Here is a 14,176-nt window from a genome sequence, read left to right on the forward strand (position 1 = left end):
TGCATTTGATATGCATTTATAGAAATGCGTGCGATCCGGCCATAACCTGGAGTGGTATTCGAAAAATGCACCGAAAGGTTGATCACATGCTCAAATCGCTCGCGCTGCTCCCCGTGGGTCTGGCCGCCGCGGCTCTGGTGCTGGCCGCCCCGGCCGGTGCTGCCCCGGCCGGCCCGTCCACCGCGCAGGAGACCATCGACCAGTTGCAGGCCGAGGGTTACCGCGTCATCACCACCAAGGTCGGCGCCGGCTCGATCGACCAGTGCAGCGTCAGTGGCGTGCGTCCCGGCCGCGATATCACCGAGCTCAAGGCGATGCCGCGCGGCAGCGCCCAGGAAATCGTGCGGTACACCACCGTCTACGTTGATCTGGCCTGCGCGAGGTGACCGCGTTAGGGTGTGGCCATGCTGAGCAAGATGCTGACCGCGCTGGTGGGCGCCGTGAGCGCCGCAGCGGTCGGGATGCCCGGCATCTCCCTTCCGGTTGCGATGGCCGACCCCGCCCCGGCGCCCGCGCCACCACCGCCCCCGAACATCAGCGGTTACCAGTTGGCCAAGCCCTCGCAGTTCATGCTGAACGACGGCTCGATGTACGCCTTCGTCGTCCCGGGCGGGCTCACCTGCATCATGATGCGCACCACCGGTGACTACGGCTGTGGCGGGCAGACCCCCGCCCCGCCGGTCGAGGCCAACGCCGTGACGGGCGGGCAGGTCGGACCGCCCGCCTTCGCGATGACCAACGCGTCGATCTACGGATCGCTCGTCGGGAAGATCAACCCGCTGCTGCCGAACAACAAGATCAGCTACAAGAACATCACGTGCGGCACCGACGGTGTGATGACCACCTGCCAGAACTCGTTCGACCAGTCCGGCTTCGTGCTGAGCCCGTCCGGCAGCTTCATCGTCAACCAGACCAATCCGCTGGTGGATCGTCCCGAGGGTAGCGTCCGCAACCCGTTCTTCAACTGACCGCGCGCTCAAGGCTTTTCAGAAGCCTGAGCCGTGCACCTCGTGGCCGGGTTTCTCCACCATCAGCCCGCGGTAGGCGTCTTCCACCGTGGCGCCGTGGTTGATGACCCCGTCGACCTCGCGTGCAATCGGCATGGTGATCCCGTACTCCTCGGCGAACTCCATGATCACCGAGGCGGCCTTGACCCCCTCGGCCACCTGGTTCATCGCGGCGATGATCTCTTCGACGGTCTTGCCCCGGCCGAGCTGTTCGCCGACATGGCGATTGCGGCTGCGCTGCGACGTGCACGTGACGATCAGGTCGCCCATCCCGGCCAGGCCGGCGAAGGTGTCCCGATGCCCGCCCATGGCGACACCGAGTTTGGACATCTCGGCGACGGCGCGGGCCATCACCATGGCGCGGGTGTTCTCGCCGATCCCCAGCGAATAGCCCATGCCCACCGCGATCGCGTACACGTTCTTCAGCGCGCCGGCCATCTCGACGCCCACCACGTCGTCGGTGGTGTAGGTGCGAAACCGCCTGGTGCGGAACAAGTTCCCGAGGTTGGCCGCCAGATGCTGGTCCGGCATGGCCAGCACCGCGGCCGCGGCATAGCCTTCGGCGACCTCCCTGGCGATATTCGGGCCGGCCAGGATGCCGGCCGGGTGTCCGGGCAGCACCTCGTCGACGATCTGGCTCATCCGCATGTTGGTGCCCTGCTCCAGGCCCTTCACCAGCGACACCACCGGCACCCACGGCCGCAGCTCGCGAGCCAGCTCCACCAGCACGCCCCGGAAGCCGTGCGACGGCACGCCCATGACGATCACGTCGGCGCAGTTGGCCGCCTCGGAGAAGTCGGTGGTGGCCCGCAGGCCCTCGGGCAGCGCCACCTCGTCGCCGAGATACCGCGAGTTGCGGTGGTTGTCGTTGATGTCCTTGGCGGTGTCCTCCGAGCGCACCCACTGCAGGGTCGGGCCGCGCCGCGCGCAGATCGACGCGACGGTGGTGCCCCACGACCCACCACCCAGGACGACGACGTTCGGTTCGCGTTGCGCAGCTGCCATGCGGCCAGGTTAGGTCGGGCGTCCCGGGTTGGGGGCCGATTCGATTGTTGCGCGGAAACCCCCGCGGGCTGTGCGACGATCAGTTCAGTCGGTGGAGGGGTTCGGTGACTTCAGTCTCACAGGTGGCGGCGTCACAGCCGGAGACGCTGCTGACCGCCGCCGCCCGACTCGGCGCCGCGATCACCCGGCTCGACTCCGCCATCGCCGGCCAGCGGCAGGTCATCGCCGCACTGCGTGGATCGTGGACGGGTTCGGCCGCCGATGCCGCGGTCGCCCGCGCCGAGCGCCAGATCGCCGACATGGAGCAGTTGCGTGGCCGGCTGGTCGCCTGCCAGGCGGCGCTGCAGCGGGGCGGCGCCCAATTGTCTTCGGCCAGGGCGGGGTTGCTGTCCATCGTGTCCGGGTTGCGCGCGCTGGGGTGGCGGGTGGCCGACGACGGAACGTGCACGCCGCCCCCTTTCCTACCGCCGGTGTTCGCCGGCCTGGGCAGGGCGTGGACCGCGGTGGTCCAGAAGCTGCTGGATCTGTACGACGAGATCGACCGCGAGACGGCGGATGCCGTGCGGGCTGCGGCCGGCGGGATGGTCGGCCGGCAGCCACCCGAGGCGCCGGCCCCGCCGCAGATTCCCGCGGCCGGCACCAAGCCCGAGGACGTGAAGAAGTGGTGGGACGGGCTGACGGCCGAGCAGCGGCAGAAGTACCTCGCCGAGCATCCCGCCGAGCTGGGCAACCTCAACGGTATCCCGGCCGAGATCCGCGACAAGGTGAACCAGGCGGTGATGAACGACGACCTGAACCGCGTGCGAGAGGTCGCCGGCCGCAACGGGATATCCGAGGACGACGTGCTCAAGGATCCCGCCAGGTACGGGCTCACTGCCGAGGCCGCGACCCGGTTCTACAACGCCCGGCGCACCAGCGAGGGCCTGGCGCATCAGCGTGGCGCCGACCCGGAGAACCCGCGGCCGGTGTTCCTGTGGGGCTATCAGCCGCTGGCCGACAACGGGCAGGGCCGGGCCGCGATCGCGATCGGCAATCCGGACAAGGCCCGCAACACCGCGGTGATCGTGCCGGGAACCGGCAGCAGTGTGCGTGACGGCTGGCTGGCCGACGGCCATGACGATGCCATCAAGCTCTACGAGCAGTCCCGGCTCGCGGATCCGGACGATCCGACGGCCGTCATCATGTGGATGGGGTACGACGCGCCGGACGGTTTCACCGATCCGCGGGTGGCCAATCCCGATCTGGCCCGCTACGGCGGCTCGCTGTTGGCCGCGGACGTCAACGGCCTGTCCGCCACCCACGAGGGCGCCTCCCACGTGACGGTCATCGGGCATTCCTACGGTTCCACCACGGTCGCCGACGCGTTCGCCGGCAGCGGGATGCGCGCCAACGACGCCGTCCTGATCGGCTCTCCCGGAACGGATTTGGCGAAGAGTGCGGCGGACTTCCATCTCGATGGCGGCAAGGTGTACGTCGGTTCGGCGTCCACCGACCCGGTCAGCTGGATCGGCACACCGGGCGCCATCCCTGCCAACGTGCTCAATCAGCAACTCGGCTACCCAGTGGGCTTACAGGCCGGTCTGGGCACCGATCCCGCCGGCGACGAGTTCGGGTCGGTGCGGTTCCGCGCCGAGGTGGCCGGCCATGGCGGCTGGAGCGTGCACGACCACTCGCACTACTACGACATGGGAAGCGAATCGCTGCGGGCCATGACCGATATCGCGAGCGGGAACGCCGACCGGTTGGCGGGCGATGGGCTGCTGGCCGACGCGCGCCGGCAGCCGCACATCACCACCCCCAGCCACGTCGAGCTGCCGTTCGGGATCGACATCCCGTTGCCGCACCTCGATTCCGACATCCCCGGTTCGCCGGCATTCATCGACCCCGAGGCGCAGCGTGCAGGAAGTTCGGTGACCACAGAGCATGAATACAAGTAGAGCCACGGCGACCATCGCCGCCATGTTGATGTTAGGAGGATGTGGGGTGAATGCCGGGCATCCCGACCCCGAGCGGCCGGCCGACCCGCTGACCGCCGACCAGTCCACCCAACAGGTGGTCGACGTCGGCAGGCAGTTGCGCAAAGTCGCCGGGTTGCAAGGAGTCTCGGGCGGTTTCTCGTTCGAGTCGTGTAACGACCAGGGCGAGCCGCCGTACCGCGGCAAGGTGGAGATGAGCTCGGTGCTGCCGGCCGGGGTGACGCCGGACGCCTACGCGCGCCGGGTCGCTGACGCCATGGTGGCTGCCGGCTGGACCGACGGGCCGCCGCCGGGGAAGAACCCGTACGGCACCGTCATCAACAAGGACGGCGTGATGGTGGTGATGGGACGCGCCCATGTGGACGGCCGGGTCGCCTACACCATCTTCGGGGAGTGCCGCGACACCACCGATCATCGCGATGACGGGGCCACCATCGGCCGCCCGATCACTGAGGAACTTCTCAGCGACGGCTGACCCTCGATAGGGCATCGCGACCGTGCGGCGGTCGCTGTTTCGGCATGCCCGGATCGTCATCCGACCGGTGGACAAGTGATGTCGTCCGACCGGCTCACAAAAACGCTCCCGAGGCGTTAGGCTGACCCCAATTCTCTTGCATACGCAACAACACGTCTATCTCGGGGAGAAAGTAGTGAAGAGCACCCTCATCGTCGCCGGCCTGATCGGCGCCGCCTCTGCCGGCGGTTTCGCGTTCGCCGCGCCCGCCTCGGCGGCATGCGCGCCGTCGTTCACGTCGATCCCGTGCACGATCGTCACCAACGTGGCGTCCGCGCCGGTCGACGTCGCCAACGGGCTGGCCACCACCGCGCCGCAGCTGGTCGGCGTCGGCTGCCCGAAGGACGATGACGGCAACGCCACCGCGTGCGGCCTGCCCGCCGTGCCCGGCCAGCTCTTCACGGGTATCGCGACGCTGCCGGTCCAGGCGGTCGCCGGTGCCGCCCAGATCGCCACCGCGCCACAGACCATCGCGGGCAACCTGGCCGCGGCGCCGGGACAGCTTGCCGGTGGCCTGGCGGCCGCGCCGGGGCAGTTCGTCCGCGCCATCACGCACGGCGGGACCGACCCCGAGTCGTAACAGTTCTTTCGCCCCACCCGAAGAGCCCGGAGACACCCGATGTCTCCGGGCTTTTCGCTTTGTACCGCGAGTCGTCTCCCCGTCGATGTATTTGATTTCGCAAAAGGGCGCCGACGAATTTACTTGAATATGCAAAAAGGGGAGAGGGCGTCATTCCCGCAAACTTGCAGCTCCGTCAGGGTCTCAGACATAACGACATGTCAGTGCGCAGATCGGGTGATCTCGCCGGGGTGCACAGCGATCAAAACAAACTCACAGGAAAAGCCTAGAGGCGCTACGCTGTGCGTATTCGAATTGCGCATTGGCGATCCCGTCAACTTCCTCTAGGAGCAGCAGTGAAGAGCATCTTCGTCATCGCCGCATTGATCGGCGCCGCCATTCTCGGCGGATTCACCGTCGCGGCGCCCGCGCAGGCCTCGTGTGCACCGGGATTCACGTCGATCCCGTGCACCATCGTGGACAACGTTGTGCAGGCGCCGCAGCAGATCGCCGACGGCCTGGCGGTGGCGCCCGGGAACCTGGCCGGGCAGGGCTGCGCGCAGCCGAGCAAGCCCACCGGTGCTCCGCAAGACAGCACGTGCGGCCTGGTGGGTGCCCCGCAGCAGCTGCTGGCGGGAACGGGCTGCCCGCCCGCTGAAGACGGCAGCCGGGTTGAACAGTGTGGCTTGCCGGCGGTGCCCGGGCAACTCTTCACGGGGATCGCGACGCTGCCGGTTCAGGCTGCGCTCGGCGCCCAGCAGATTGCGACGGCGCCGCAGACGATCGCCGGTAGCTTGGCCAAGGCTCCCAAGCAGTTCTTCGACGCGATCACGAACGGCGGGACGGATCCCGACCCGAACGACTAGGTGCCCCAACGCAGAGCCCGGAGACGGTCACCGTCTCCGGGCTCTGTGCGTTCGGCTCAGCGGTAGTTGACGAACTGCAGGGCGACGTCCAGGTCGGCGCCCTTGAGCAGGGAGATGACCGCCTGCAGGTCGTCGCGCTTCTTGGAGCTGACGCGGATCTCGTCGCCTTGGATCTGGGCCTTGACGCCCTTGGGGCCTTCGTCGCGGATGATCTTGGTGATCTTCTTGGCCTGCTCGCTGGTGATGCCCTGCTTGAGCGTGCCCGTCACCTTGTAGGTCTTGCCCGACGGTTGCGGCTCGCCCGCCTCGAACGCCTTCATCGAGATGTCGCGGCGGACCAGCTTCTCGATGAACACGTCGATCGCGGCCTTCACCCGCTCCTCGGTGGAGCTGACGATCTCGACGGCTTCCTCGCCTTTCCACGCGATCGTGGTGTCGGTACCGCGGAAGTCGAATCGGGTCGCCAACTCCTTGGCGGCCTGGTTGAGCGCATTGTCGACCTCCTGGCGATCGAACTTGCTGACGATGTCAAAGCTGGAATCCGCCATTGGATCCTCCCTCTCCGTGTTGTCTCGGCGTGGGCCGTTTTCGTCTTCGGTACATCCTCGTTGTAGTCTTCTCCTCGCACCAAACCGGAGTCCGGTCAGTGCGACACCCGGCAGGTTGCCCGAGCGGCCAATGGGAGCGGACTGTAAATCCGTCGGCTAACGCCTACACAGGTTCGAATCCTGTACCTGCCACACCTGGTCAGGCCCCCTCTGCGGAGGGGGCCTGTCTCGTTTCTGCCCGATGTGGCCTCGACTTCGTTCGCCTGCAGGCCAATTCGTCCGCGCGCCATATGCTGCATGTCGGGCACCTGGCCACGATCCTCGCCCACGTACAGGTCGGACGGGCGCAGGTGTCCGGGTCAGCGGCGGTTGAGGTAGCGCAGGGCGGATCGAGCGGCGTTGTGACCGCACATGCCGTGCGCGCCGACCCCGGGCGGGGTGGCCGCCGAGCAGATGTACATGCCGGGGACGCCGGTGCTGTAGGGGTCGACGGCCAGTCGGGGCCGGATGAGGATCTGCCGGGGGTCGTTGCGGCCGGTGGCGATATCCCCGCCGACGTAGTTGGGGTTGTGCTCGGCCAGCGCGACCGGTCCGCGGCGGTGGATGCCGAGCACCTGGCGGCGGAAGCCGGGGGCGAAGCGTTCGATCTGATCGAGGATCGCTTCGGTGGCGTCGCCGGTGTAACCGTGGGGGACATGGGCGTAGGCCCAAATGGGGTTGACCCCCGCGGCGCTGCGGCTGGGATCGGCGAGGTACTGCTGGCAGAGCAGCACGAACGGCCTGGCGGGCATCCGTCCGGCGGCCACGTCACGTTCGGCGGCCACGATCTCGGCGGAGCTGCCCGCGAGGTGGACGGTGCCGGCACGCCGGCACGCCGGGTTGGTCCACGGGATGTCACCGTCGAGGGCGATGTCGAGTTTGAAGGCCGCCGCCCCGTGGCGGTAGCGGCGGTACGCGCGGCGGACCCGTCCGGGCAGGGCATCGGCGGCGATATCGGCCACTGCGCGCGGAGCGAGGTCGAACATGACCACGTCGGCTGTCGGAAGCTGCTTCAGCGAGGTGACGAGCACGCCGGTCGCGGTCTTGGCGCCGAGATCGGCCAGCCGTGCGGTCATCGCTGCGGCGATCGCGGCCGACCCGCCCTCGGCGACCGGCCAGCCGTATCGGTGGCCGGCGGCGGTGATCATCAAGCCCACCGACGAACTGGCCGGTCGGGTCAGGGGGTAGTAGACGTGCGCGGCGACGCCCAGGAACAGCGCGCGGGCGCGTTCGGTGCGCCAGTCTCGCGCCAAGGCCGTCGCGGGCAGCAACGCGTGCGCGCCGAACGCGGCGAGCTTGATCGGATGACGCGGCAGGTGGGCGATGGGCCGGAACACGTCGTCACGAAGGGCGTCGAAGTTGCGGCTCAGCGGACCGAAAACGCGCCGCCAGGCGCGGCCGTCGCGGGCGTCGAACCCGTCGGCGGTCTCCTCGATCGAGGTGTGCAGCGTCGCGGCGCTGCCGTCGTCGAAGGGGTGAGCCATGTCGATCTCGGGGTAGCGCCACCGCAGCCCGTAGTCGGCCAGGGGCTGGCTCTGGATGAACGGGGATGCCACCGTCATGGTGTGGATGGCCGAGCAGTCGTCGTGCCGCAGGCCGGGCAGGGTCAGTTCGCTGGTTCGGGTGCCGCCACCCAAGGTGTCGGCCGCTTCGAGCACGGTGACCTCCACGCCGCGCTCGGCCAGGGTCAGCGCGGCGGCCAGCCCATTGGGGCCCGATCCGACGACGACGGCGGTGCTCATCGAGACGTCGACGCCGACGCTGCGCTGCTGCGGCGAACCGGAAAGGTGTCACCGGCAGCGGCCCAGGGCTGGCGGGCGAGCATGTCGGCGACATCGACGTATCCGCGTTCCAGCTCACCGGTTTTGGCGTCGACGATGCGGTAGGCCTGCCAATGCCGGTGGATGGGTTGGCCTTCCAGGATGATGACGCGGACGTCGCCCTCGGCGAACCGGCATCGACGCTGCAGCGCCTCGATGAGTTGTTCGTTGTGCAGGTGCCCTTCGCCGAAGTTCCAGCCCAGGATCGGTCCGGCCATGTACTCGCCGTCGCGGATGTCGTAGCCGGTGTCGTCGCCGACGGCGCGGGGGATGAGACCGTTGAGGGCGCGGCCATGGGTGTGCATGGCCCGCCAGGCTGTCATCTTGTCGAGCATGACGTCGGCGATATCGGATCCGTAGAGCGTGGCGAGTTGGCGGTTGGCCAGGGCCGAACACTTGGTGACGTTGGCTTCGATGATGTCCTCCACCCCGTGGCGCAGACACCAGGTGCTGGTTGCCCAGTTCCCGGCGTAGTAACGCATGGCGGGCAGGAAGGACACCTTGTCCGGGAACAGGTTTCCCAGCACCGGCACCACCACCAGGGCGGCGATCAGGATGGCCAGCAGCACCGGTGAGCCGAGGTCGGTGACGCGGATGTCACCGTGGGCGCCGTAGAGGTAGAACAGCGAGACGATGAAGAACGCGTTCCACTCCAGAGGCACGCCCATGGGGATCGTCGAGGTGATGTTGATGTGGAAGATCACCATGAACCCGACGGCGGCCCAGAGCCACGGCCCGCTGGACGGGGCGAAGAACACCAGGTAGAGCGGGACCAGGAATTCGGCGGTGGTGCCGCCGACGTGCGCCAGGAGCTTGGGGAGCCACGACGGGCGCAGATCGTCGACCGGGTCCCGCCACATCAGCCGTCTGACCCGCTTGCTGCCCGCCAGCACGGGGTTGTTGCTCATCATCACCGCCACCACGTACGGGAAGTGGTGGTTCAGTTTGGAGGTGGCCGCCCCCCACCACAACGCCAGCAGGATCAGCTTGTAGGCCGCGATCTGGTCGGTGAACGGGAAGAAGAACACGATCAGCGTCAGCCCGTAGTGCTCTCCGCGCGCGGCCAGGAAGATCGTCTTGTCCCGCAAACCGAGCAGCACCAGCGCCGCGAGCGTCGGCACGATCAGCATCGGGTCCAGCAATCCGACATCACCGCCGGCGGTGACCGGTCCGCCCTTCCCCGGTGCCAGCAGCGCCCACACCCCGGAGGCGAGCACCACCACGTACAGGGCGACGTCGAAGACGGTGCGGGTGTCCCCACGGGTCAATGGCACCCTGTCCGGCCACGCCGGAAGCCGCACCGTGCCGGGACGCAGCCAGTACAGGAACCCGCCCAGTGGCGGGAGGAACCGCAGCGTCAGCGGGCCCGACCCGCAGCCCAGCCCCAGGACTTCGAAGAGCAGCGTGAAGACGACCAGCTTCTGGTAGACGATCGGCTGGGTCCACCACGTCGTGATATCGGTCAGTGCGCCCAGCCCGGGGGTGAGCGAGATGACCGCGGCCGCGCCGGCCAGGTAGGCGGCGATCTTGGCGACGTAGAGCACGTACACCCCTGACGGGGTGCCGAAGCCGTTCTCGGTCCAGTGCCGCGTCATGATCTGGATGCGTTGCTGCCGCGGCAGTGTGCGCCAGCCGGCGGGATCGATGTCCGGCGGGAGATTGGGTTTGGTGAAGCTCATGATCGGTGCTTCTTTCCGGGTTCAGACGGAGGCGGGGTTTGCGGTGAACCGCCGTCGCAGTGCGGGTTTGTCGATCTTGCCGACCGGGTTCTTCGGAATCTCGTCGACCAGAATCACTTCGGGCCGTTTGTATTTGGCGAGTGACTGGGCCAGATGGGCGGCAAGTACATCCGCGCTGAGATCCGCTTCGGAACGGCTGGTGACGAACGCGACCGGCACCTGCCCGTACACCGGATCGGGGCGCCCGACGACGGCGGCCTCCCGCACACCGGGGTGGGTGTAGAGCACCGACTCCAGTTCCTTGGGGTAGATGTTCTCGCCGCCGCGGATGATCATGTCCTTGGCGCGGTCGACGAGGGTCAGGTAACCGTCGGCGTCGAGGAACCCGATGTCGCCGGTGCGCAACCAGCCATCGACGATGGTCTCGGCGGTCTCCTGCGGGCGGTTGAGGTAGCCGCGCATCACCGTGGGGCCGGCGACGGCGACCTCGCCGGGCGTTCCCGTCGGCACCGGGCGTCCTCGGCCGTCGAGGATGGCGATCTGCTGGCCGGGCAGTGCCACCCCCACGGTGCCGGGTTTGCGAATGCCGTTGAGGGGGTTGGTCGTCGACGCACAGGTGCCCTCCGACAGGCCGTAGCCCTCGATGATGGGAACGCCGTAACGCTGCTCGAAGGCCTCGATCAACTGCGGCGGCATGGGCGCGGCGCCGCAGGCGGCGAACCGCAGGGAACTGGTGTCGGGGGCCACCTCGGCGGGCAGGGCCACCAGCATGGAGTAGATGGTGGGGACTGCGGAGAAGAACGTCGGCCGGTGGCGCGCCACGAGGTCGAAGAACCGCTGGGGGTCGAACCGGCCCGCGATGGTGGTCTGACCGCCGGCCAGCAGCGGCGCCAGCACGCTGACCACGATCCCGTTGACGTGAAACAGCGGCAGGATCAACAAGCTGTGGGTGTCGGGCCCGCTGTGCATCGCTTCGTTGATCCCTTGGGCCATCGCCATCAGGTTGGCGTGGGTCAGCTCCACGCCCTTGGGGCGGCCCGTGGTGCCGCTGGTGTAGACCAGCAGGGCCACGTCCTCGGCGCGCCGCGGGTCGTCCGGCACGACCGCCGGCGGCCCGGGCGCCGCCAGATCCGCCAGGGTCAGCACGGCGACCCGATCGTGCTGATCCGCAGCGTCGGTCACCAACACGCGAGCCGCCGAATCGGTTAGCTGAAAGGCGACCTCGGTGGGCGTGAGGGAGGGATTGACCGGCGTGACGGCCGCGCCGAGCTTCCAGGCTGCGAAGACGGTGGTGACCAGTTCGATGCGATTGGGCAGCTTTACGGCGACGACGTCACCACGCTGCACTCCGGCGCCGCTCAACCGTGCCGCGGTCACGTCGACCCGCGCCAACACATCGGCGTTGGACAGGGCACCGTTGTGCTCATCGGCCAATGCCGGACCCGTGGGGTTCGTGTTGGCGCGGACATCGAGCAGATCGGCGAAGTGCACGGAGCCCCCTCGAATAGCAGAAACATGCGATGACCTGCATTACGGTAGGTCCTGCGATGTGACGGATGCCATATGCGGATAAGCCGAAGTCGGCTGCGCTGGTTGTGCGCCGCGCACAGGGCGTGCGGAAGCCGGGTCAGGGCTCGACGGTGAGCACCGAGCGGCCCAACCATCGGCACGCCATCAAGGCGATCTGTATCTGCACCACGAAGTCCGGGTCATCGAGGGTGGCACCGCACTTGTCCAGTGCTTGCGCCACCCGGTACTGGATGGTGTTGCGGTGCAGGAAGAGGGCCTCGGCCGTGGCGGCATAGCTGCGGTTGCGGGCCAAGAACTCCCGCAGCGTATCCCGAAGCCACCCGTTGCGTTCGTCGTCGGTGGCCAATTCGCCGAGCACGGCACCGACGAACCGGCGCAGCTCCGCGGGGTGGCCGGCCATCAGCGCCACCGGAGCGACCGCGGCGTAGGGCACCACTCGCCGAGTCGGGTCGCCGGCTGCGCCGGCCTGCGCGACGACGTGAGCGCGTTCGGCCTCCTGCAACGTCCGCCTGAACCCGTCGACTCCCCACCCGGGGGTGCCGAACGCCAGACGCACCGCCATCCCGGCATCGAGCAGCGCCGCGGTCACGGCGTCACCGCAATCCACGCCGTGATCGGTGACGGGCCACCACAGGCGGGCTTCGCGCTCGTCGGTCGGCACCATCAATGCCGGACCGAGCGCCTGCAACCGGTCTCCGATGACCGCGTGCGCGTCGTCGAGCAGCGCGCCGACGTCCCTGGCGGCGACGTGATCGTCGGCCCACATCACCGCCCCCACATGCCACCGGTCGAAGCGGTAGTTCAACGCATCCTCCGCGCGCCCGATGTCGACCGGTCCGCCTTCCAGAACCTGGGTTACCCAGTGCTGCCGCAGACCGCTGCGGCTGCTGACCCACCGGTCGCGTTCCCGTTCGTAGGCCTGACCGACCTGATCGCAGATGCGATCGATCCACAGTGCCGACTGGTGCACGAATACGGCTGCGGCCGAGAGCGATTCGGCCTGCGACGGGTGGGTCGCCAGGACGGCGATGGCTTGGTCGACGAAGCGGTTGTGCCCGATGCGGTAGGCCCGGATCAATGCGGACAGCGGTACGTCGCGCTGCGCCAACGCCCGCGCATACACCAGCGCCGCACTGGGCGCTTCGACGTCCTCTTCCGCCCTGCCGTGTTCGAGGAAGTGGATCGCGGCGACCACGTTCTCGGTGATGCTCGCGGTCAGCAGGTCCACCATCCGCGCATCGTGATCGAGCGAGCGGATCTCGGCTCGGGTGACCAACACCAACGCGTCGATGAAGGCATCGCGCTGCACGCTCATCTGCTGAGCCACCCACGTCACCAAGGCATCAGGTTGCCCATCCACCATCAACACCCCCAAGGTCGCGGCCCCAGTATCGCCCTCGGCAACCCGAGTGACCACCAACTCACCCCCGCGAGTTCATGCGCTGCGCCCGACCCACCGGCGACGCGCGCCATGGCAACGTCGGCCGCCTCGGTCACCACGTTCGCGCCGTTGTGCGGGCCGCACGACGAGACCCGCCGACAATGAGCCGCGCCGCACATGGTGTGCCCGCGTCCGGCGACTTAGGCTGAGCTTTTGCTGGTGACAGGCTTCCCGCACTGCGTGACGACGAGGCAGGGCGCGCCGCACGCTACGAAGGAGACCGCATGCCGACACCTGCCCGATCGTTTCGCCGATCCGACGAGCACTTCATCTCCGGTGGCGTTCGCTGCGCGGCGTGGGTGTACCGGCCCGTCACCACCACCGCTGTGGCACCGCCCGTCATCGTGATGGCCCACGGCCTGGGAAGCGTGCGTGTGCTGCGCCTACCTGCGTATGCCGAGCGTTTCGCCGCGGCGGGCTACGTGGTCGTCGTGTTCGACTACCGATCCTTCGGGGACAGCGACGGCGATCCGCGGCGGGTCGTGGACGTTGCCGCGCAGCTCGCCGACTGGCGCGCCGCATTGGCGTGGGCGCGCACCCTCGACGACGTCGACCCGCGCCGGGTCATCGCCTGGGGCACGTCCTTCGCGGGCGGCCACGTCATCACCCTCGCCGGCACCGGCGAGGAGTTGGCCGCCATCATCGCCCAGGTGCCCCACGTCAGCGGTCCCGCGGCCGTCCGCGCCACCGGACTGCACGCGCTGCGACTCGCCCCCGCTGCCGTGGACGACACGCTGCGCGCCGCGCTGCACAGGCCACCCCGCTACGTCGACCCCGTCGGTGCCCCCGGCACTGTCGCGGTGATGGCCACCCCCGATGCCGATGCCGCGGTGGACCGGCTCTTCCAAGAGTCCGGCATTCGCCGCGGGGAGTTGCCCGAGACGATCGCCGCGCGGATCCTGGCGCGCATCGGCCTGTACTCACCCATCCGCCACGCCTCGAAAGTGACGTGCCCCGCGCTGGTGCAGGTCGCCGCCGACGACGCCATCGCCCCGGCCGGACCGGCCCGCAAGGCGGCTCACCGCATGCGCCGGGCCACCCTGCAGGACTACTCCGGCGGCCACTTCGACCCCTACGTCGACCCGCTGTTCGAATCGGTGGTCACCGCCCAGCTGGACTTCCTTGCCAGCACCGTCCCCGTCGCCGCCCCCACCACCGGCGCCTGACGGCCACTTGCCAAGCACCCCAACGT

Annotated in this window: 13 protein-coding genes and 1 tRNA gene; 8 read left to right on the top strand and 6 right to left on the bottom strand. The window is 68.6% G+C overall.

Translation table 11 applies throughout. The features are described 5' to 3' along the window. Window positions 1–86: 86 nt before the first annotated feature. Both BN977_RS21785 and BN977_RS21790 read left to right on the top strand, forming a co-directional pair. On the top strand, window positions 87–386 hold the full coding sequence (locus BN977_RS21785; RefSeq protein ID WP_024450733.1) for a hypothetical protein: 300 nt from the start codon (window positions 87–89) through the stop codon (window positions 384–386). Between the two features lie 18 nt (window positions 387–404). After that, entirely contained in the window at window positions 405–968 is a 564-nt protein-coding gene (locus BN977_RS21790; protein ID WP_234709654.1) for a hypothetical protein, read from the top strand. Between the two features lie 18 nt (window positions 969–986). Here BN977_RS21790 and BN977_RS21795 read toward each other — a convergent pair whose 3' ends face one another. Continuing rightward, window positions 987–2,012, bottom strand: coding sequence for an NAD(P)H-dependent glycerol-3-phosphate dehydrogenase (locus BN977_RS21795; protein WP_036401461.1), 1,026 nt, complete (start codon window positions 2,010–2,012; stop codon window positions 987–989). A gap of 104 nt (window positions 2,013–2,116) precedes the next feature. On the opposite strand from BN977_RS21795, the gene BN977_RS21800 reads away from it, so the two are divergent. From BN977_RS21800 to BN977_RS21820, 4 genes are all read left to right on the top strand, one after another. Beyond that, the gene (locus tag BN977_RS21800) at window positions 2,117–3,949 is read left to right on the top strand and encodes an alpha/beta hydrolase (RefSeq protein ID WP_036401464.1); all 1,833 of its coding nucleotides are present in this window, start codon (window positions 2,117–2,119) and stop codon (window positions 3,947–3,949) included. 22 nt (window positions 3,950–3,971) lie between these two features. Further along, window positions 3,972–4,463, top strand: coding sequence for a lipoprotein LppJ family protein (locus tag BN977_RS21805; protein WP_051561796.1), 492 nt, complete (start codon window positions 3,972–3,974; stop codon window positions 4,461–4,463). A gap of 175 nt (window positions 4,464–4,638) precedes the next feature. Continuing rightward, the gene (locus BN977_RS31540; protein WP_024450728.1) at window positions 4,639–5,082 is read left to right on the top strand and encodes a hypothetical protein; all 444 of its coding nucleotides are present in this window, start codon (window positions 4,639–4,641) and stop codon (window positions 5,080–5,082) included. Between the two features lie 335 nt (window positions 5,083–5,417). Next, window positions 5,418–5,927 carry a hypothetical protein gene (locus tag BN977_RS21820; protein ID WP_036401472.1) on the top strand — a complete coding sequence of 170 codons (510 nt, stop codon included), beginning with the start codon at window positions 5,418–5,420 and terminating at the stop codon, window positions 5,925–5,927. A gap of 56 nt (window positions 5,928–5,983) precedes the next feature. On the opposite strand, the gene BN977_RS21825 is transcribed toward BN977_RS21820, so the two are convergent. Beyond that, a complete protein-coding gene (locus BN977_RS21825; RefSeq protein ID WP_024450726.1) occupies window positions 5,984–6,475 on the bottom strand; it encodes a YajQ family cyclic di-GMP-binding protein in 492 nt (163 codons plus the stop codon). 109 nt (window positions 6,476–6,584) lie between these two features. On the opposite strand from BN977_RS21825, the gene BN977_RS21830 reads away from it, so the two are divergent. Continuing rightward, window positions 6,585–6,667, top strand: a tRNA-Tyr gene (locus tag BN977_RS21830). Between the two features lie 167 nt (window positions 6,668–6,834). On the opposite strand, the gene BN977_RS21835 is transcribed toward BN977_RS21830, so the two are convergent. The 4 genes from BN977_RS21835 to BN977_RS21850 all read right to left on the bottom strand — a co-directional run bounded on the left by BN977_RS21835 (window position 6,835) and on the right by BN977_RS21850 (window position 12,906). Further along, window positions 6,835–8,256, bottom strand: a complete 1,422-nt coding sequence (locus tag BN977_RS21835) for a phytoene desaturase family protein (protein WP_036401474.1) — start codon at window positions 8,254–8,256, stop codon at window positions 6,835–6,837. Continuing rightward, window positions 8,253–10,013: a DUF3556 domain-containing protein gene (locus BN977_RS21840; protein WP_036401476.1), complete on the bottom strand. Its 1,761-nt coding sequence runs from the start codon at window positions 10,011–10,013 to the stop codon at window positions 8,253–8,255. The genes BN977_RS21835 and BN977_RS21840 overlap by 4 nt, the downstream gene beginning before the upstream one ends. 21 nt (window positions 10,014–10,034) lie before the next feature. Further along, window positions 10,035–11,504, bottom strand: a complete 1,470-nt coding sequence (locus tag BN977_RS21845) for a class I adenylate-forming enzyme family protein (RefSeq protein WP_036401478.1) — start codon at window positions 11,502–11,504, stop codon at window positions 10,035–10,037. A gap of 136 nt (window positions 11,505–11,640) precedes the next feature. Then, a complete protein-coding gene (locus BN977_RS21850; RefSeq protein ID WP_036404146.1) occupies window positions 11,641–12,906 on the bottom strand; it encodes a PucR family transcriptional regulator in 1,266 nt (421 codons plus the stop codon). Between the two features lie 302 nt (window positions 12,907–13,208). On the opposite strand from BN977_RS21850, the gene BN977_RS21855 reads away from it, so the two are divergent. Continuing rightward, window positions 13,209–14,150 (top strand): alpha/beta hydrolase, encoded by a 942-nt coding sequence (locus BN977_RS21855; protein WP_036401480.1) that lies wholly within the window; start codon window positions 13,209–13,211, stop codon window positions 14,148–14,150. The last annotated feature ends 26 nt before the right edge of the window (window positions 14,151–14,176 follow it).

The sequence above is a fragment of the Mycolicibacterium cosmeticum genome (assembly GCF_000613185.1).
Lineage (GTDB): Bacteria > Actinomycetota > Actinomycetes > Mycobacteriales > Mycobacteriaceae > Mycobacterium > Mycobacterium cosmeticum.